Consider the following 19288-nt stretch of genomic DNA (forward strand, 5'->3'; position numbering starts at 1 on the left):
ACTCCTGCGGGGGTGGCAAGTTTACCTTGCCTTGCAGGCGGAGTCAGGCCTGGCAGCTGATCGGCGGCCCGCGAAGCAGGCGCCGCCGATTCAACGGGTGTTACTTGTCAGCGTGATACGCCGCATCAGCAGTTTCGAAGCGCTTCACCATCGCTTGCGACGGGCTGCCCAGCTTGCTCACCACCATGATGGCGATGCTGGCGAACAGGAAGCCCGGGATAATTTCGTACAGGCCCCAGGTATCGATCTGCTTCCACAGGATAACGGTCAGTGCACCCACCACGATACCGGCCAGCGCGCCGTTACGGGTCATGCCTTTCCACAGCACCGAAATCAGCACCACCGGACCGAAGGCGGCACCGAAACCAGCCCAGGCGTAGGCGACCAGGCCCAGCACTCGGTTTTCCGGGTTGGCAGCCATGGCGATGGCGATCAGAGCGACGGCCAGCACCATCAGGCGACCGACCCACACCAGTTCCACCTGCGAAGCGTTCTTGCGCAGGAAGGCCTTGTAGAAGTCTTCGGTCAGGGCACTGGAGCACACCAGCAGCTGGCAGCTCAGGGTGCTCATCACCGCCGCCAGGATGGCCGACAGCAGCACACCGGCAATCCACGGGTTGAACAGGATCTTGGCCAGTTCGATGAACACACGCTCATGGTTTTCGGTCACCGGGCCCGCCAGGTCCGGATGCGCCGAGAAGTAGGCGATACCGAAGAAGCCCACCGCGCAGGTACCAGCCAGGCACAGGATCATCCAGGTCATGGAGATGCGACGGGCGTTGGCGATCGATTTCACCGAATCGGCAGCCATGAAACGCGCCAGGATGTGCGGCTGGCCGAAGTAGCCCAGGCCCCAGCCCATCAGCGAGATGATACCGATGAAGGTGGCACCCTTGAGCATGTCGAAGTTGGCTGGGTTCACCGCCTCGATAGCCGCGAACGTAGTGTCGAAGCCGCCAGTGGAGATCAGCACGATTACCGGGGTCAGGATCAGCGCGAAGATCATCAACGAAGCCTGCACGGTATCGGTCCAGCTCACCGCCAGGAAGCCACCGACGAAGGTGTAGGCGATGGTGGCCGCGGCGCCAGCCCACAGGGCTGTTTCGTACGGCATGCCGAAGGTACTTTCGAACAGGCGAGCGCCGGCAACGATGCCGGAGGCGCAGTAGATGGTGAAGAACACCAGGATGACGATGGCCGAGATAATCCGCAACAAGCCGCTATTGTCTTCGAAACGGCTAGAGAAGTAGTCCGGCAGGGTCAGTGCATCACCGTTGTGCTCGGTCTGCACGCGCAGGCGGCCGGCCACGAACAGCCAGTTGAGGTAGGCACCCACGGTCAGACCGATGGCGATCCAGGCCTCTGACAGGCCCGAGAAGTAGATGGCGCCCGGCAGGCCCATCAGCAGCCAGCCACTCATGTCGGAAGCACCGGCAGACAGCGCGGTCACCACACTACCCAGGCTGCGACCGCCCAGAATGTAATCGGAAAGGTTGTTGGTGGAGCGATAGGCGGCGAAGCCGATCAGCACCATTGCTGCGATGTAGATCACGAAGGTGATCGTTAGTGGATTGCCCATGCGTGTGCCCTGGCGTTTGTTTTTATTTCATGCACAACCGCAGCCATCGCGGTTGCACCCAGGCGGCGAATGCTATGCAACAACGCAAAGTGGGTGCAACCCTTTTTCATTTGCAAGTTGCACCCACCGATCCATATTTCCGACAAAGCCGCGTTTTTGCTCCTTTTTGCAGCAGCAGGTCCGCTTTCTAAGAATAAAACGCTCCGAAATCGGCCCTTTTTAGCGTGTGGAAATGGCTGTCGGACGAGTTGCACCTTTTCCGTAAAAAATTCGGGTTGCACCTGGTTGCACCCGAATTGTCCTACAGCTACTCTTGGCGCCAGCTTAGGCCACAACCGTGGCAATAACGAGGATAAGAAATGGCGACGACCACCCTTGGGGTCAAACTCGATGACCCGACCCGTGAGCGACTCAAAGCAGCTGCGCAGTCGATTGACCGCACGCCGCACTGGTTGATCAAGCAAGCGATCTTCAACTACTTAGAGAAGCTCGAGGGTGGTGCCACCCTGACCGAACTCAACGGCCATGCCAGCAGCCTGGTCGACGACGCCGGTGAAGTCCAAGCCGACCACAGCCACCAATGCTTCCTCGAATTCGCCGAGAGCATCCTGCCGCAGTCGGTCCTGCGCTCGGCGATCACCGCTGCCTACCGCCGCCCCGAGCAGGAAGTGGTGCCGATGCTGCTGGAGCAGGCGCGTCTGAGTGCCCCGCTGGCCGAAGCGACCAACAAGATGGCCGCTGGCATCGCCGAAAAACTGCGCAACCAGAAGAGCGCCGGTGGCCGTGCCGGCATCGTTCAGGGCCTGCTGCAGGAGTTCTCGCTGTCGTCCCAGGAAGGCGTGGCGCTGATGTGCCTGGCCGAAGCCCTGCTGCGCATCCCCGACAAGGGCACCCGTGACGCCCTGATCCGCGACAAGATCAGCACCGGCAACTGGCAGCCGCACCTGGGCAACAGCCCGTCGCTGTTCGTCAACGCGGCCACCTGGGGCCTGCTGCTGACTGGCAAGCTGGTGTCCACGCACAACGAATCCGGCCTCACCTCCTCGCTCACCCGCATCATCGGCAAGAGCGGCGAGCCGATGATCCGCAAGGGCGTCGACATGGCCATGCGCCTGATGGGCGAGCAGTTCGTCACCGGTGAAACCATCGCCGAAGCGCTGGCCAACGCCAGTCGTTTCGAGTCCAAGGGCTTCCGCTATTCCTACGACATGCTCGGCGAAGCCGCACTGACCGAGCACGATGCACAGAAATACCTGGCGTCCTACGAGCAAGCCATCCACTCGATCGGCAAGGCTTCCCATGGCCGCGGCATCTATGAAGGCCCAGGCATCTCGATCAAACTGTCGGCACTGCACCCGCGCTACAGCCGCGCCCAGTACGAGCGCGTGATGGAAGAGCTGTACCCGCGCCTGCTGTCGCTGACCCTGCTGGCCAAGCAGTACGACATCGGCCTGAACATCGACGCCGAAGAAGCCGACCGCCTGGAGCTGTCGCTCGACCTGCTCGAGCGCCTGTGCTTCGAGCCGTCGCTGGCCGGCTGGAACGGTATCGGCTTCGTCATCCAGGCCTACCAGAAGCGCTGCCCGTACGTGATCGACTACGTCATCGACCTGGCCAAGCGCAGCCGCCACCGCCTGATGATCCGCCTGGTGAAAGGCGCCTATTGGGACAGCGAGATCAAACGCGCTCAGGTTGAAGGCCTGGAAGGCTACCCGGTGTACACCCGCAAGGTGTACACCGACGTTTCCTACGTCGCCTGCGCCCGCAAACTGCTGGCTGTACCAGAAGCTATCTACCCGCAGTTCGCCACTCACAACGCCCACACCCTGTCGGCTATCTACCACATCGCCGGGCAGAACTATTACCCAGGCCAGTACGAGTTCCAGTGCCTGCACGGCATGGGCGAGCCGTTGTACGAGCAAGTGGTCGGCAAGATTTCCGAAGGCAAGCTGAACCGCCCGTGCCGCGTCTATGCCCCGGTCGGTACCCACGAAACGCTGCTGGCCTACCTGGTACGCCGCCTGCTGGAAAACGGCGCCAACACCTCGTTCGTCAACCGCATCGCCGACCACTCCATTTCCATCCAGGAACTGGTCGCCGACCCGGTCGCCAGCATCGAACGCATGGGCGCGCAAGAAGGCAGCCTCGGCCTGCCACACCCACGCATCCCGCTGCCACGTGAGCTGTATGGCAGCGAACGGGCCAACTCGGCCGGCATCGACATGGCCAACGAACACCGCCTGGCGTCGCTGTCCTGCGCCATGCTGGCTACCGCCCACAACGACTGGAAAGCCGCACCGCTGCTGGCCTGCGCTGCCAGCGAAAGCGCTGCCGCCCCCGTGCTGAACCCGGCGGACCACCGCGACGTAGTCGGCCATGTGCAGGAAGCCACCGTTGCCGATGTCGACAACGCCATCCAGTGCGCATTGAATGCCGCGCCGATCTGGCAGGCCACCCCGCCCGCCGAACGGGCTGCCATTCTGGAGCGCACCGCCGACCTGATGGAGGCCGAGATCCAGCCGCTGATGGGCCTGCTCATCCGCGAAGCTGGCAAGACCTTCGCCAACGCCATCGCCGAAGTGCGTGAAGCGGTGGACTTCCTGCGCTACTACGCGGTGCAGGCACGTAACGACTTCAGCAACGACGCCCACCGCCCGCTGGGCCCGGTGGTGTGCATCAGCCCGTGGAACTTCCCGCTGGCAATTTTCACCGGTCAGGTGGCCGCTGCCCTGGCGGCCGGTAACCCGGTGCTGGCCAAGCCGGCCGAGCAAACCCCGCTGATCGCTGCCCAGGCTGTGCGCCTGCTGCTGGAAGCTGGTATCCCCGAAGGTGTGCTGCAACTGCTGCCAGGCCGCGGCGAAACCGTCGGTGCTGGGCTGGTCGGTGACGAGCGCGTCAAAGGCGTGATGTTCACCGGCTCCACCGAAGTGGCCCGCCTGCTGCAGCGCAACGTCGCTGGCCGCCTGGACAACCAGGGCCGCCCGATCCCGCTGATCGCCGAAACCGGCGGCCAGAACGCGATGATCGTCGACTCCTCGGCACTGACCGAGCAAGTGGTGATCGACGTGGTGTCCTCGGCATTCGACAGCGCCGGCCAACGTTGCTCGGCCCTGCGCGTACTGTGCCTGCAAGAAGACTCTGCCGACCGCGTGATCGAGATGCTCAAGGGCGCCATGGCTGAAAGCCGCCTGGGCTGCCCGGACCGCTTGGCCGTGGACATCGGCCCGGTGATCGACGCCGAAGCCAAGGCTGGCATCGAGAAACACATCCAGGCCATGCGTGAAAAAGGCCGCTCGGTCTACCAGGTGGCGATTGCCAATGCTGCCGAAATCAAGCGCGGCACCTTTGTCATGCCGACCCTGATCGAGCTGGACAGCTTCGACGAGCTGAAGCGTGAAATCTTCGGCCCGGTGCTACACGTGGTGCGCTACAACCGCCGCAACCTGGACCAGCTGATCGAGCAGATCAACAACTCCGGCTACGGCCTGACCCTCGGCGTGCACACCCGCATCGACGAGACCATCGCCAAGGTGGTGGAAACTGCCAACGCCGGCAACATGTACGTCAACCGCAACATTGTCGGTGCGGTGGTGGGCGTGCAGCCGTTCGGTGGTGAAGGCTTGTCCGGCACTGGCCCGAAAGCCGGTGGCCCACTGTACCTGTACCGCCTGCTGTCGACCCGCCCAGCCGACGCGATTGGCCGCCACTTCCAGCAGCAGGACGGCGAAGGCAAGCCTGACCGTACCCTGCACGACCAACTGATCAAACCGCTGCACGGCCTGAAGGCCTGGGCCGAGAGCAACCAGCTGGCCGACCTGGCCGCGCTGTGCAGCCAGTTCGCCAGCCAGTCGCAAAGCGGCATCGCTCGCCTGCTGCCAGGCCCGACCGGCGAGCGCAACAGCTACACCATCCTGCCGCGTGAGCACGTGCTGTGCCTGGCCGACAACGAGGCCGACCTGCTGGCGCAGTTCGCCGCCGTGCTGGCGGTTGGCAGCTCGGCGGTATGGGCTGACGGCGAACCGGGCAAAGCCCTGCGTGCGCGCTTGCCGCGTGAACTGCAGGCCAAGGTCAAGCTGGTGGCGGACTGGAACAAGGATGAAGTGGCGTTCGACGCCGTGATCCACCATGGCGACTCGGACCAACTGCGCGGCGTGTGCCAGCAGGTGGCCAAGCGTGCCGGGGCGATCGTGGGTGTGCACGGGCTGTCCAGCGGGGATCATCAGATTGCGCTGGAGCGACTGGTGATCGAGCGGGCGGTGAGTGTGAATACCGCGGCGGCGGGGGGGAATGCCAGCTTGATGACCATTGGCTGAGGCTGAGGGTTGTTGAGGAAAAGGGAGAGCTTTGGCTCTCCTTTTTTTATGGGTGCATGTCTTGAGATTGGGGTTGGGCTGGCAGGTGCCCGCCACAACATTTTCTGCGCCTGTGAGATCGAGCGCCGCCCGCGCGGCGCTTCGCGGGGCAAGCCCGCTCCCACATTTGTTGCAACGTGCCAAACTTGTGAGGCCATGGTTGCCCGCTTTAGTTGGCCTGACGATATCTCCCCGTTGGCGCGGCTGCCGCCCCACCTATCTTCAGTCATGCGCCAAGGCTGACAACCATGGCCTCACAGGCATGGCCACGTTGCAACAAATGTGGGAGCGGGCTTGTCCCGCGAAGCGCCGCGCGGGCGGCGCTCGATCTCACAGGCGCAGAAAATGTTGCGGCGAACACATAGCAGCCTTCATGCAACCTGAAGCCAACCCCTCACTGCTTCATCCCCAACTCAGCATCATCCATCAGCGCCTTAGCCATCGCACTCAGGTAATGGGCAACCCAGATCATCATCGGCTTCTCATCCATCAGCCCGGTGATGGTCAACTCGCGCACATAGCCCATCAACTCCGAAGACTGCTCGCGGGCATCCCGGCACGGGATGCCCGGCTCGATGCGGAACAGCGGGTGTGTGCCATTCTCGCCCTGGTAGAACGTGGTCTTGCCGACGGTGAATTGGGTGTCTTCTGTTGTCATTGTTCAATCCCCCGGCAGGCAAACCAAAACCCTGCGCACACGAAGTGCCCCACGCACAGCTGCCATAAAGGCAAAGCCATGAGGTTTGACCTGGTCGGCCTGTCAAAGCCGGTCACTGATCTGCCAGCGACCACCCGAGACTAGGCCCTACCCAGAGCACCGCAATGGCTAGAAGGGGGTTGGGAGTATGTTTGGGAAATGGACTACATGGAATAGGCAAAAACCTAAGAAGCTGCCGAGGTGCTGACTGGAATGCGGTGTGGCTGACAGGTGTTCGCCTTAGCATTTGCAGCGCCTGTGAGATCGAGCGCCGCCCGCGCGGCGCTTCGCGGGGCAAGCCCGCTCCCACATTTGTTGCAACGTGCCGAACCTGTCAGGCCATGGTTGCCAGCCTGGTTGCCCTGATCCGATTTCTCGACTGGCGCTGCTGCCGTCCGATTTCTCGACTGGCGCTGCTGCCGTCCCATCTGTCTCAAGTTATGCACCAAGGCGGACAACGCCTCTCCCACAGGCATGGCCACGTTGCAACAAATGTGGGAGCGGGCTTGTCCCGCGAAGCGCCGCGCGGGCGGCGCTCGATCTCACAGGCGCAGAAAGAATCAAGGCAAACACCTGTATGCCCCCACCCTTCTAAACCCATATCACCCAACCCTATTAACCTCCCCCCACCCCACCCAACCCCCTACACTCGCAACATCCCGCCTCAGGACCACCCCCATGCCCGAGACCCTGCTCAGCCCCCGCAACCTCGCCTTCGAACTCTACGAAGTGCTCGACGCCGAAGCCCTGACCCTGCGCCCGCGGTTCGCCGAGCACAGCCGCGAAACCTTCGACGCAGCACTGGCCACCGCACGCACCATCGCCGAAAAGTTCTTCGCCCCGCACAACCGCAAGGCCGACGAGAACGAGCCGCGCTACGTCGACGGCCGCGCCGAGCTGATCCCCGAGGTGAAACCCGCCGTTGATGCCTTCCTCGAAGCCGGCTTCCTCAACGCCAACCGCGATTTCGAGGTCGGTGGCATGCAGCTGCCCAGCCTGGTCTCGCAGGCCTGTTTCGCCCACTTCCAGGCCGCCAACGCCGGCACCACGGCCTATCCGTTCCTGACCATGGGCGCAGCCAATTTGATCGAAAGCTTCGGCAGCGAAGAACAGAAACGCCTGTTCCTGCAACCGATGATCGAAGGCCGCTACTTCGGCACCATGGCCCTGACCGAACCCCATGCCGGCTCGTCGCTGGCCGATATCCACACCCGTGCGGCACCCGCCGGTGACGGCAGCTACCGGCTCAAGGGCAACAAGATCTTCATCTCCGGCGGCGACCACGAACTGTCGGAAAACATCGTGCACATGGTGCTGGCCAAGCTCCCGGATGCACCGCCCGGGGTGAAAGGCATCTCGCTGTTCATCGTGCCGAAGTACCTGGTCAACCCAGACGGCAGCCGTGGCCCGCGCAACGATGTATTGCTGGCCGGGCTGTTCCACAAGATGGGCTGGCGCGGCACCACCTCCACCGCGCTGAACTTCGGCGACAACGGCCAGTGCGTCGGCTACCTGGTCGGCCAGCCGCACCAGGGCCTGGCCTGCATGTTCCAGATGATGAACGAGGCGCGCATCGGCGTTGGCATGGGCGCGGTAATGCTCGGTTACGCCGGTTACCTGTATTCGCTGGAATACGCCCGCCAGCGCCCGCAGGGTCGACTACCAGACAACAAGGACCCGCACAGCCCGGCAGTGCCAATCATCGAACACACCGATGTGAAACGCATGCTGCTCACCCAGAAAGCCTATGTCGAAGGCGCCTTCGACCTCGGCCTGTATGCCGCACGCCTGTTTGACGACACTCAGACCGCCAGCGATGAAAACGCCCGCAATCAGGCACAGGAACTGCTCGACCTGCTGACCCCGATCGTCAAATCCTGGCCGTCAGCGTTCTGCCTCAAGGCCAACGATCTGGCGATTCAGATCCTCGGCGGCCACGGCTACACCCGCGAATACCCGGTGGAGCAGTACTACCGCGACAACCGCCTGAACCCGATCCACGAGGGCACCGAAGGCATCCAGTCGCTCGACCTGCTCGGCCGCAAGTTGGCGCAGAATAACGGCGCCGGGCTCAAGCAACTGATCCGCCTGATTGCCGCCACCGGCGAGCGCGCCAGCCATCATCCAACCCTCGACCCGTTGCGCCAGCCGCTGGAACGACTGGTCAACCGCCTGCAGAGCGTAACCTTGGCCCTGCTCGGCGACCTGGCCCACGGCAAAGTCGCCGGTGCCCTGGCCAACTCAGCCCTGTACCTCAAGGCCTTCGGCCACTGTGTCATTGGTTGGCGCTGGCTGGAGCAGGCGCTCCATGCCGAGCTTGGCCTGCTCAAGAGCAACCCTGTCGACCGCGACTTCTACCTTGGCAAGCTGCAGGCCGCGCGTTATTTCCTGACCTGGGAAGTACCGTGCTGCCATAATGAGCTGGCATTGCTCGAGGCGCGCGACGACACTTGCCTCACGATGCAAGACGAGTGGTTCTAGGGGGAGCCACCGTGTACTCGGAGGCTTGCGAATGTTCGATTCCAGCGCCCTGCTGCGCCAGCGTTTCAATGCGCTGCGCAGCACGGCCGATGTGTTTTCCCTGCGCCATGTAAAACAGTCCCATCAGGCGCTTTCAGTCCGTCGCAACGTCGCCGAACCGCCGCTGTTCAGCCAGGACGAAGGTGCCATGCTCAGCGTGCGGGTCAATGGCGTGGAGGCCTACGCGGCCACCGCCGACCTGTCCCAGGCTGGCCTGCAGCGCGCCCTGGAACAGGCCGAAGCACTGGCCCGGCAGATCGCGCCGCACAGCCTGCTGGACCTGCGCGACCAGCCGGTAACCAGTGCCCGCCACGACCACATTTCGCCCAACTTCGATCAACCGGTACCCAGCGTCGCCGACTGTCTCGGCCTGCTCGCGACCGAATCGGCCAGCGTGCCCAAAGACAGCCGCCTGGTGGACTGGCAAGCCAGCCTAGGCCTGAGCCTGGTCGAGCAAACTTACCTGAACTCGGCCGGCGCCGAGCTGCGTCACGCCCAGCGCTTCCTGTTCCCTGGCTTGGGCGTGACCGCCAGCGACGGCCACGACAGCCAGAGCCGCAGCCTGGGCCGCGACAACTTCGGCCAGCAGGGCGGCTTCGAAATCATCGAGCGCTGCGGCCTGGTCGGCGCCGCCAGCCGGGTAGCCGACGAGGCGCTGCAGTTGCTGCTCGCCCCTAACACTCCCAGCGGCCCGCGCGACCTGCTGTTGATGCCCGACCAGATGATGCTGCAGATCCACGAGTCCATCGGCCACCCGCTGGAGATGGACCGCATTCTCGGCGACGAACGCAACTACGCCGGCACCAGCTTCGTCAAGGCCAGCGACTTCGGCCACTTGCAGTACGGCTCCACGTCGCTCAACGTGACCTTCGACCCGACCATCGGCGAAGAGCTGGCCAGCTACAGCTTCGATGATGACGGCACCCCGGCCAGCAAGCAGTTCCTGATCCGCGACGGCCTGCTGCTGCGCCCGCTGGGTGGTGCGCTGTCGCAGTTCCGCTCTGGCCTCGACGGCGTGGCCAACAGCCGTGCCTGCGGCTGGAACCGTGCACCCATCGACCGCATGGCCAACCTCAACATCGAGCCGGGCGACCAGTCTCTGGAGCAACTGATCCAGGGCATCGAGCACGGCATTCTGATGCGCACCAACCGCTCCTGGTCGATCGACGATGCGCGCAACAAGTTCCAGTTCGGCTGCGAATGGGGCCAACTGATCGAGAACGGCGAACTCAAGGGCATCGTCAAGAACCCCAACTACCGCGGCATCTCCGCGCAATTTTGGCGCAACCTGGCGGCAGTCGGCGACCGCAGCACCTTCCAGGTACTGGGCACGCCGAACTGCGGCAAGGGCGAACCCAACCAGGTGGTGCGGGTCGGCCACGCCTCGCCGGCCTGCGTGTTCCGCCAGATCGACGTATTCGGAGGAGACGCCTGATGCAACACGCATTCGAAACCCTGGTCGGGGATGTGCGCACCGCCCTGCAAGCAGGCGAGCAGTTCACCCTCGGCTACAGCGCCGAACAATCGCAATTCGTGCGTTTCAACCACGCCAAGGTGCGCCAAGCTGGTGAAGTGAGCCAGGCCAGCGCGCAACTGCGGCTGATCCGTGATGGCCGCCAGGCAGAGCAGCAGGTGACCTTGAGTGGTGATGCGCAACTGGATCGCCAACGCCTCGCGGATGCCCTGGAGCAACTGCGCCAGACCTTGCCGCTGCTGGCCATCGACCCTTACCTGCGCCTGGACGAAAGCGCCTGGCATAGCCACAGCCAGCAACAGCAACCGCTGCCTGACCTGAACGAAGTACTGGCCCTGCTCGACCGCGAAGCCGGTGACCTGGACCTGGTCGGCATCTACGCCGCCGGCCCGCTATGCCGGGGCTTTGCCAGCTCGTTCGGGGCCTTCGGCTGGCACCAGGCCAACAGCTTCAATTTCGACTGGAGCCTGTTCCACAAAAACGGCGAGGCGGTGAAGGCCAACTACGCCGGCCAGCTGTGGAGCGCCGACGACTTTACTGCACGCTTGCGCCAGGCACGCGAACAGCTGGGCTTCCTCGGCCTGCCTGCTGTTACCCTCAAGCCCGGCAGCTACCGCACCTACCTGGCGCCAGCGGCCATGGACGAGATTGCCGGCATGCTGTGCTGGGGCGGCTTCTCGGCACAGGCTCTGGCCACCGGTAACAGTGCCCTGCAGCGCCTGTACAACGGCGAGGCACGGCTGAGCCCGCTGGTGAGCTTCACCGAGCAGGTCAGCGGCTCGCTGAGCCCGACGTTTTCCGACGAAGGCTCGCCGCGTCTGGATGTGCCGTTGATCCAGCACGGCGAGGCCCTGCAACGGCTGATCAGTGCGCGCAGTGCGGCCGAGTTCGAACTGCTGGCCAATGGCGCCGACAGCTACGAGTCGCCATGTGCGCTCAGCCTGGCACCCGGCAGCCTGGCCAACGAGCAGATCCTTGAGCAGCTTGGCACCGGGCTGTACATCAGCAATCTGTGGTACCTGAATTACTCTGACCTGCCAGCGGCGCGCATGACCGGGCTGACCCGCTTCGCCACCTTCTGGGTGGACAACGGGCAGATCCAAGGGCCGGTGAGCACCATGCGCTTCGATGACAGCCTGTACAGCTTGCTGGGTAGCCAGCTGGAGGACCTGACCCGCGAGCGCGAGATGATCCTGTCCACCAGTACCTATGGACAGCGCAGTACCGGGTCGAGTCATTTGCCGGGGGCGCTGGTCAAAAGCCTGACCCTGACATTGTGATTGGCATTGCCGGCCTCTTCGCTGGCAAGCCCGCGCCTACAGCCTTCCCATCGCCCTCAAATGTGGTGACATCCCTGTAGGAGCGGGTTTACCCGCGAAGAGGCCGGTACAGACAAACGAGGAAGTCATGCCCGAACGCACCCCGCTGGACCCCGTCACCGCCCGCTGGATCCCCTGGGTGGTGGCCATCGCTTTCTTCATGCAGTCCCTGGACGGCACCATCCTCAACACCGCACTGCCGGCCATGGCCCGCTCGCTGGCCGAAGACCCGCTACGCATGCAGGGCGTGATCATCGCCTACATGCTCACCGTGGCCCTGCTGATCCCAGCCTCGGGCTGGATCGCCGACCGCTTCGGCACCAAGCGCATCTTCTTCAGCGCCATCCTGCTGTTCAGCTTTGGTTCGCTGCTGTGCGCCGCCGCCAACAGCCTCGGCTTCCTGATCTTCGCCCGCGTGGTGCAAGGCCTGGGCGGGGCGCTGATGCTGCCGGTCGGGCGGCTGGTGGTGCTGCGCGCCTACCCGCGCAGCGAACTGGTGCGGATCATGAGCTTCATTACCATCCCCGGCCTGCTTGGCCCGTTGCTGGGCCCAACGGTCGGCGGCTGGTTGGTGGAAATCCTCAGCTGGCACTGGATCTTCCTGCTCAACCTGCCGGTCGGCCTGGTCGGCTGCTATGCCGTGTGGAAGTTCATCCCCGACCTGCGCGGCGCCGAGCGCACCAGCTTCGACGCCCCGGGCTTCCTGTTGTTTGGCGCGGCGATGGTGCTGATCACCATCGCCATGGAAGGCCTGGGCGAGCTGCACCTGCCGCACCTGCGGGTGATGTTGCTGCTATTCGCCGGCATGGCCTGCCTGGCCGCCTACTGGCTGCGCGCCGGGCGCGACCCTGAGCCGCTGTTCTCGCCCAGCCTGTTCCGTGTGCGCACCTTCGCAATCGGTATCCTCGGCAACCTGTTCGCCCGCCTGGGCAGTGGCGCCCTGCCCTTTCTGGTGCCATTGCTGCTGCAGGTCGCGCTGGGCTATTCGCCGGCCCAGGCCGGTATGAGCATGATTCCGCTGGCGGCGGCGGCGATGCTGGCTAAGTCCATTGCCCGGCCCCTGATCGAGCGCTTTGGCTACCGCATAATCCTCACCGCCAACACCCTGCTGCTGGGCCTGCTGCTGGCCAGCCTGGGGCTGGTCGATGAGCAAACACCGTATGCCGTGCTGCTGATTCAGCTGGGCCTGCTCGGCGCGGTCAACTCCATGCAGTTCACGGCCATGAACACGGTGACCTTGATCGACCTCGACGACGCCAGCGCCAGCAGCGGCAACAGCTTGCTGTCAGTGGTCGCGCAATTGTCCTTGAGCCTGGGTGTAGCCTGTGCCGGCGCCTTGCTGGGCGGTTTCACTGCAGCAGGCAGTGCCGAAGGCGTGGAAAGCACCCTGGGCGCCTTCCAGTTGACCTTCGTCACCATCGGCATCATGGCCATGTTGGCGGCGGCGATTTTCCTGCAGCTGTCGCCGACGGACGGAAGGCGTGCCCGTCGTCCGGAAGCGCACATGGAGTCTTAGGGCGAATGGCCATGAGGCTGGTAAACTGTGCGGCATTTTTAGCTTCGCACCGCAGGCCCGCCTCGTGACCACCGAATCCACCGCTTTTGCCACTCTGCCGCTGTCCACCGCCATGCTGGCCAACCTGGACGCCCTCGGTTATGCCTCGATGACGCCGATCCAGGCCCAAAGCCTGCCGGTCATCCTCAAGGGCCAGGACCTGATCGCCCAGGCCAAGACCGGCAGCGGCAAGACCGCCGCCTTCGGCATCGGCCTGCTCAACCCGATCAACCCGCGCTACTTCGGCTGCCAGGCACTGGTTCTGTGCCCCACCCGCGAACTCGCCGACCAGGTGGCCAAAGAGCTGCGTCGCCTGGCCCGGGCTGAGGACAACATCAAAATCCTGACCCTGTGCGGTGGCGTGTCGCTGGGCCCGCAAATCGCTTCGCTGGAGCACGGCGCGCACATCATCGTCGGAACCCCAGGGCGTATCCAACAACACCTGGACAAAGGCACCCTGGTGCTCGACGGCCTGAACACCCTGGTGTTGGACGAAGCTGACCGCATGCTCGACATGGGCTTTTTCGACGCCATCGCCAGCATCATCGGCAAAACCCCATCACGCCGCCAGACCTTACTGTTCTCGGCCACCTACCCGGCCGGCATCAAGCAACTGGCTGCCGACTTCATGCGTAACCCGCAGCAGGTCAAGGTCGAGAGCCTGCACGCCGACAACCAGATCGAACAGCGCTTCATCGAAATCGATGCAGAGCAACGTCTGGATGCAGTCACTCGCGTGCTGGGCCACTACCGCCCGCAGTCCTGCGTGGCGTTCTGCTTCACCAAGCAGCAATGCGAGGACGTGGTTGCCCACCTGACCGCCAAGGGCATCGTCGCCCAAGCCCTGCACGGCGACCTGGAGCAGCGCGACCGTGACCAGGTGCTAACCATGTTCGCCAACCGCAGCAGCTCGGTGCTGGTGGCAACTGATGTGGCCGCCCGTGGCCTGGACATCGATGGCCTGGACATGGTCATCAACGTCGAGCTGGCGCGTGATGCGGAAATCCATGTGCACCGTGTGGGCCGTACTGGCCGTGCGGGCGAAAAAGGTATTGCGGTCAGCCTGGTGGCACCTGCCGAAGGCCACCGCGCCCAGGCCATCGAAGACCTGCAGAAAAGCCCACTGCGCTGGGACCAACTGGACAGCCTGAAGCATAAGGGCGGCGAACCGTTGCTGCCTGTGATGACCACGCTGTGCATCGCGGCTGGACGCAAGGACAAGCTGCGCCCGGGCGACATCCTTGGGGCGCTGACCGGTGACGCCGGTATCCCGGGCAAGCAGGTGGGCAAGATTGCGATCTTTGACTTCCAGGCGTTCGTGGCCGTAGAGCGGGCATTGGCCAAGCAGGCCATGCAGCGCTTGAACAGCGGCAAGATCAAGGGCCGCACCCTGAAAGTTCGCATCGTCTGACATTTTTTGGGGCTGCTTTGCAGCCCATCGCAGGCAAGCCAGCTCCCACAGGATCACCACAGGCCTCAGGCTTGTGCAGTACCTGTGGGAGCTGGCTTGCCTGCGATGGGCCGCAAAGCGGCCCCGGCTACCAATGAGGTAACACCGTGCACTCCACCGACGTGATCATCCTCGGCGCCGGCGCCGCCGGCCTGATGTGCGCCCAGCTCAGCGCCCGCCGTGGCCGCCGGGTGCTGCTGCTCGACCACGCCAACAAGCCAGGCAAGAAAATCCTCATGTCCGGCGGCGGGCGCTGCAACTTCACCAACATGTACACCGAGCCGGCCAACTTCCTTTCGCACAACGCGCACTTCTGCAAGTCGGCCCTGGCCCGCTACACCCAATGGGACTTCATCGAACTGGTGGCCAAGCACGGCGTGCCGTACCACGAGAAAAAACTCGGCCAGCTGTTCTGCGACAACAAGGCCAGCGACATCCTCGACATGCTGCTGGCCGAATGCGACCAGGCGGGTGCCGAGATTCGTATGCACACCAGCATCGAACAGATCGAGAAAACCGAAGGCGGCTACCTGCTGCAGACCAGCGGCGGCCAGTTCGCCTGCCAGTCGCTGGTGATCGCCACCGGCGGCCTGTCGATCCCGACCCTGGGCGCCACCGGCTTTGGCTACCAGGTGGCGCGCCAGTTCGGCCACACCTTGCTGCCAACCCGCGCCGGGCTGGTGCCTTTCACCATTACCGAGCCCCAACTCAAGGCACTGTGCACCGAGTTGTCCGGGACTTCGCTGGACTGCACCGCCAGCTGCAACGGCACCAGTTTCCGCGAAAACCTGCTGTTCACCCACCGTGGCCTGAGCGGCCCGGCGATCCTGCAGATTTCTTCATTCTGGGAGGCCGGTGACAGGGTAGAGATCAACCTGCTGCCCGACCGTGACGCGCTGGTCTGGCTGCAACAGATGCAGGCCGAACGCGCCAATGCCGAACTGAAGACTGTGCTGGGCGAGGTGTTCACCCGCAAACTGGCCAACCTGTTGGCCGAGCAGTGGTTCGAGTCCAGGCCGATGAAGCAGTACACCCCGGCAGAACTGGCGCAAATCGCCGAGAAGCTGGCGAACTGGCAACTGGTGCCGGCTGGCACCGAGGGCTACCGCACTGCCGAAGTGACTCTGGGCGGCGTGGACACCCGCGAAGTGTCGTCCAAGACCATGGAGTCGCTGAAAAGCCCCGGGCTGTACTTCATCGGCGAAGTGCTGGATGTCACCGGCCACCTGGGCGGGTTCAATTTCCAATGGGCCTGGGCATCGGCCAACGCTGCCGCGCAGTTCGTGTAGTGTAGAATCCATTCAGCAGCACGGAACGCTTCTTGCTGGCCCGTGCTGCATTGCATTCTTCGCTCACTGCCTAGCAGGCCATCATGTCATCGAGCTCGTTCCGTCAGTCACTGCGTCGCCTGTGGGGCCAAGACAAGTTCAGCTACAGCATCCGGGTCACCATTGCCCTCACCGGCAGCCTGGCCCTGTGCTGGTACCAGAACGAGATGGCCCTGCTGATTCCGCTGTTCCTCGGCATCATTGCCAGCGCCCTGGCCGAAACCGACGACAGCTGGCAGGGCCGCCTCAGCGCCCTGGCCGTTACCCTGGTGTGTTTTGCCATCGCCGCGCTGGCGGTCGAGTTGCTGTTCCCCTACCCCTGGATATTCGTCATTGCCTTGGCCCTGGCCGCGTTCGGCCTGACCATGCTGGGTGCCTTGGGCGAACGCTATGGCGCCATCGCCTCGGCGACGTTGATCACCGCGGTATACACCATGATCGGCGTGGACCAACGCGGCGGCCAAGTCCCCGACTTTTGGCACGAACCGCTGCTGCTGGTGGCGGGGGCAGCCTGGTACGGGCTGCTGTCGGTGCTGTGGCAGGCGCTGTTTTCCAACCAACCGGTGCAGCAAAGCTTGGCCAAGCTGTTCTTCGAGTTGGGCAGCTATCTCAAACTCAAGGCCAGCCTGTTCGAGCCGATTCGCACCCTCGACGTCGAGGCCCGGCGCCTGGAGCTGGCCCAGCAGAACGGCAAAGTGGTGGCGGCGCTCAACGCGGCCAAGGAAATCATCCTGCACCGCGTGGGCAACAGCCAGCCAAACTCCAAGGTCAGCCGCTACCTCAAGCTGTACTTCCTGGCCCAGGACATCCATGAACGGGTCAGTGCCTCGCACTACCCCTACAACGCCCTGACCGAGGCGTTTTTCCACAGCGACGTGATGTTCCGCTGCCAGCGCCTACTGCGTAAGCAGGGCTCCTCGTGCCAGGAACTGGCCCGCTCGATCCGCCTGCGCCAGCCGTTCGTGCTGGCCAGCGGCTTTGCCGAAGCCCTCGAGGACCTCAATGCGTCGCTGGAACACCTGCGCCTGCAGAGCAACCCGGCCTGGCGTGGCCTGTTGCGTTCGCTTCGGGCGCTGGCGGCCAACCTGGCAACGCTGGACCGCCTGCTCAGCGCGGCCAGCAACCCGGACAGCCTGGCGGATGCCAGCGACAGCAGCCTGCTCGACCGCTCGCCACGCTCACTGAAGGATGTGTGGACACGCCTGCGCACCCAGCTCACGCCGACTTCGCTGTTGTTCCGCCATGCCTTGCGCCTGCCGCTGGCGTTGTCGATCGGCTATGGCATGGTGCACCTGATCCACCCGACCCAGGGCTATTGGATCATCCTCACCACGCTGTTCGTGTGCCAACCCAACTACGGTGCCACCCGGCGCAAGTTGGTGCAGAGGATATTCGGCACTGCCGTCGGCCTGACAGTGGGCTGGGCCTTGTTCGACCTGTTCCCCAACCCGGTCATCCAATCGTTGTTCGCCGTGGTCGCCGGGGTGGTGTTCTTCGTCAACCGCACCACCCGCTACACCTTGGCCACCGCCGCGATCACCCTGATGGTGCTGTTTTGCTTCAACCAGATCGGCGATGGCTATGGGCTGTTCCTGCCGCGCCTGTTCGATACCCTGGTCGGCAGCCTGATCGCCATTCTCGCGGTGTTCCTGTTCCTGCCCGACTGGCAGGGGCGGCGGCTGAACAAGGCGTTGGCCAATACACTGGCCTGCGCCAGTGTGTACTTGCGCCAGATCATGCAGCAGTACGCCCACGGCAAGCGCGACGACCTGGCCTACCGCCTGGCCAGACGCAACGCCCACAATGCCGATGCAGCACTGTCCACCACCCTGGCCAACATGCTGATGGAGCCAGGGCATTTCCGTAAGGAGGCTGACGTGGGCTTCCGCTTCCTAGTGCTCTCGCACACCTTGCTCAGCTACCTCTCAGGGCTGGGTGCGCACCGCGACACGGCCTTGCCGGCGGAGGTGCAGGAGCAGTTGATAGAGGGTGCTGGGCAAACCCTGGCCCGCAGCCTGGACGAGATCGCCAATGGCCTGGCGGCACGGCTACCGGTGGCGATTCACAGTGATGCCGAAGAAGCGCTGGCCAATGCCCTGGAGCAGATGCCGGAAGAACTGGATGAACATCAGCGGTTAGTGCAGACACAGCTGGCATTGATCTGCCGGCAGTTGGCGCCGTTGCGCACCTTGGCGGCACACCTGATCAAGGAAGGGGCGCCGGCCTGAACCTTGTCTTGCCTGTACAGACGCTAGCGATCAGAAGCCATGCTGATGCAACAACCGCGCATAACTGCCATCGGCTTTCATCGCCGCAATCGCCCGCTCGAACCGCGCAACGATCTGCTCATGCTCGGGATTCTTCAGGCTGACCAGAATATGCAGGCTGTTCTCCCCCAGCGGCGGCTCTACCAGCATCACGCCATCACGTACCGCCTGCGGCTCACGCTGCAGGCTGTAACGGGCCACGTACTCGTCTTCCACCGCCAAGTTCACCCGCCCGGCTGCCAACATGCGCACCGCAGAAGAAAAATTGCGCACCGCCACCTTGCGCAGGCGGGTATCGCCATCGAACTCGGGTGAATAGGCGTAATCGCGCACCACGGCGATGCTGTAGGGGTACAGGTCGGACTGACGCGTGAAGCGGAACGCCTCGCCCTTGCGCTGCAGAAGGCGAATGCGGTTAGTCAGATAAGCTTCGGAAAACTGCCCGATGTTGGCGCGCGCGTCGTTGTACCAGGCATTGATCAGCACGTCATAGCGCCCCTCGCTCACGCCCAACAACGCCCGCGCCCATGGGGCTTCTTCGACGGCACTGGGGTAACCGGCGCGGGCCAGTGCTGTGCTGACGATACTGGTCGCCAGGCCGCCGCCCGGCATGCTGGCATCGGTGAACGGCGGCCAGTTGTCTGCCACCAGGCGGAGCTTGTCGTGAGCTGGGGCAGGTGTTGCCAGCATCGATGCCAACATTGCCAGAACACAAAGCAGTGGCCGCATGCTCAAATCCTTTCGCAA

Annotated in this window: 11 protein-coding genes; 8 read left to right on the forward strand and 3 right to left on the reverse strand. The window is 63.8% G+C overall.

The genetic code is table 11. The features are described 5' to 3' along the window. Positions 1-100: 100 nt before the first annotated feature. On the reverse strand, positions 101-1579 hold the full coding sequence (putP, locus tag DV532_RS22755) for a sodium/proline symporter PutP (protein WP_056794613.1): 1479 nt from the start codon (positions 1577-1579) through the stop codon (positions 101-103). 359 nt (positions 1580-1938) lie between these two features. Here putP and putA point away from each other — a divergent pair, with 359 nt between their 5' ends. After that, positions 1939-5892 carry a trifunctional transcriptional regulator/proline dehydrogenase/L-glutamate gamma-semialdehyde dehydrogenase gene (putA, locus tag DV532_RS22760; RefSeq protein ID WP_056794612.1) on the forward strand — a complete coding sequence of 1318 codons (3954 nt, stop codon included), beginning with the start codon at positions 1939-1941 and terminating at the stop codon, positions 5890-5892. A 433-nt stretch (positions 5893-6325) separates the two neighbouring features. Here the strand turns inward: putA and DV532_RS22765 are convergent, their stop codons facing one another. Then, entirely contained in the window at positions 6326-6589 is a 264-nt protein-coding gene (locus DV532_RS22765) for a DUF3077 domain-containing protein (protein ID WP_056794610.1), read from the reverse strand. Between the two features lie 717 nt (positions 6590-7306). Between DV532_RS22765 and DV532_RS22770 the strand changes: the two genes are divergently transcribed. The 7 genes from DV532_RS22770 (at position 7307) to yccS (ending at position 18502) form a co-directional block, all read left to right on the forward strand. Next, the gene (locus DV532_RS22770) at positions 7307-9109 is read left to right on the forward strand and encodes an acyl-CoA dehydrogenase (RefSeq protein ID WP_056794608.1); all 1803 of its coding nucleotides are present in this window, start codon (positions 7307-7309) and stop codon (positions 9107-9109) included. 31 nt (positions 9110-9140) lie between these two features. After that, positions 9141-10583: a TldD/PmbA family protein gene (locus DV532_RS22775; protein WP_056794606.1), complete on the forward strand. Its 1443-nt coding sequence runs from the start codon at positions 9141-9143 to the stop codon at positions 10581-10583. Then, positions 10583-11902, forward strand: a complete 1320-nt coding sequence (locus tag DV532_RS22780; protein ID WP_056794604.1) for a TldD/PmbA family protein — start codon at positions 10583-10585, stop codon at positions 11900-11902. The genes DV532_RS22775 and DV532_RS22780 overlap by 1 nt, the downstream gene beginning before the upstream one ends. 127 nt (positions 11903-12029) lie before the next feature. Next, positions 12030-13457 carry a multidrug transporter subunit MdtD gene (mdtD, locus tag DV532_RS22785; RefSeq protein ID WP_056794602.1) on the forward strand — a complete coding sequence of 476 codons (1428 nt, stop codon included), beginning with the start codon at positions 12030-12032 and terminating at the stop codon, positions 13455-13457. Between the two features lie 112 nt (positions 13458-13569). Beyond that, positions 13570-14907 carry an ATP-dependent RNA helicase DbpA gene (dbpA, locus tag DV532_RS22790; protein ID WP_236707477.1) on the forward strand — a complete coding sequence of 446 codons (1338 nt, stop codon included), beginning with the start codon at positions 13570-13572 and terminating at the stop codon, positions 14905-14907. 146 nt (positions 14908-15053) lie between these two features. Continuing rightward, positions 15054-16235, forward strand: a complete 1182-nt coding sequence (locus DV532_RS22795) for an NAD(P)/FAD-dependent oxidoreductase (RefSeq protein ID WP_056794599.1) — start codon at positions 15054-15056, stop codon at positions 16233-16235. A gap of 83 nt (positions 16236-16318) precedes the next feature. Beyond that, complete coding sequence (gene yccS, locus DV532_RS22800) at positions 16319-18502, forward strand: YccS family putative transporter (protein ID WP_056794596.1); 2184 nt, start codon at positions 16319-16321, stop codon at positions 18500-18502. Positions 18503-18532: 30 nt separating this feature from the next. Here yccS and DV532_RS22805 read toward each other — a convergent pair whose 3' ends face one another. Then, on the reverse strand, positions 18533-19270 hold the full coding sequence (locus tag DV532_RS22805; RefSeq protein WP_056794594.1) for an ABC transporter substrate-binding protein: 738 nt from the start codon (positions 19268-19270) through the stop codon (positions 18533-18535). Positions 19271-19288: the final 18 nt, after the last annotated feature.

It is taken from the genome of Pseudomonas sp. Leaf58, from assembly GCF_003627215.1.
In the GTDB taxonomy this organism is placed as follows: domain Bacteria; phylum Pseudomonadota; class Gammaproteobacteria; order Pseudomonadales; family Pseudomonadaceae; genus Aquipseudomonas.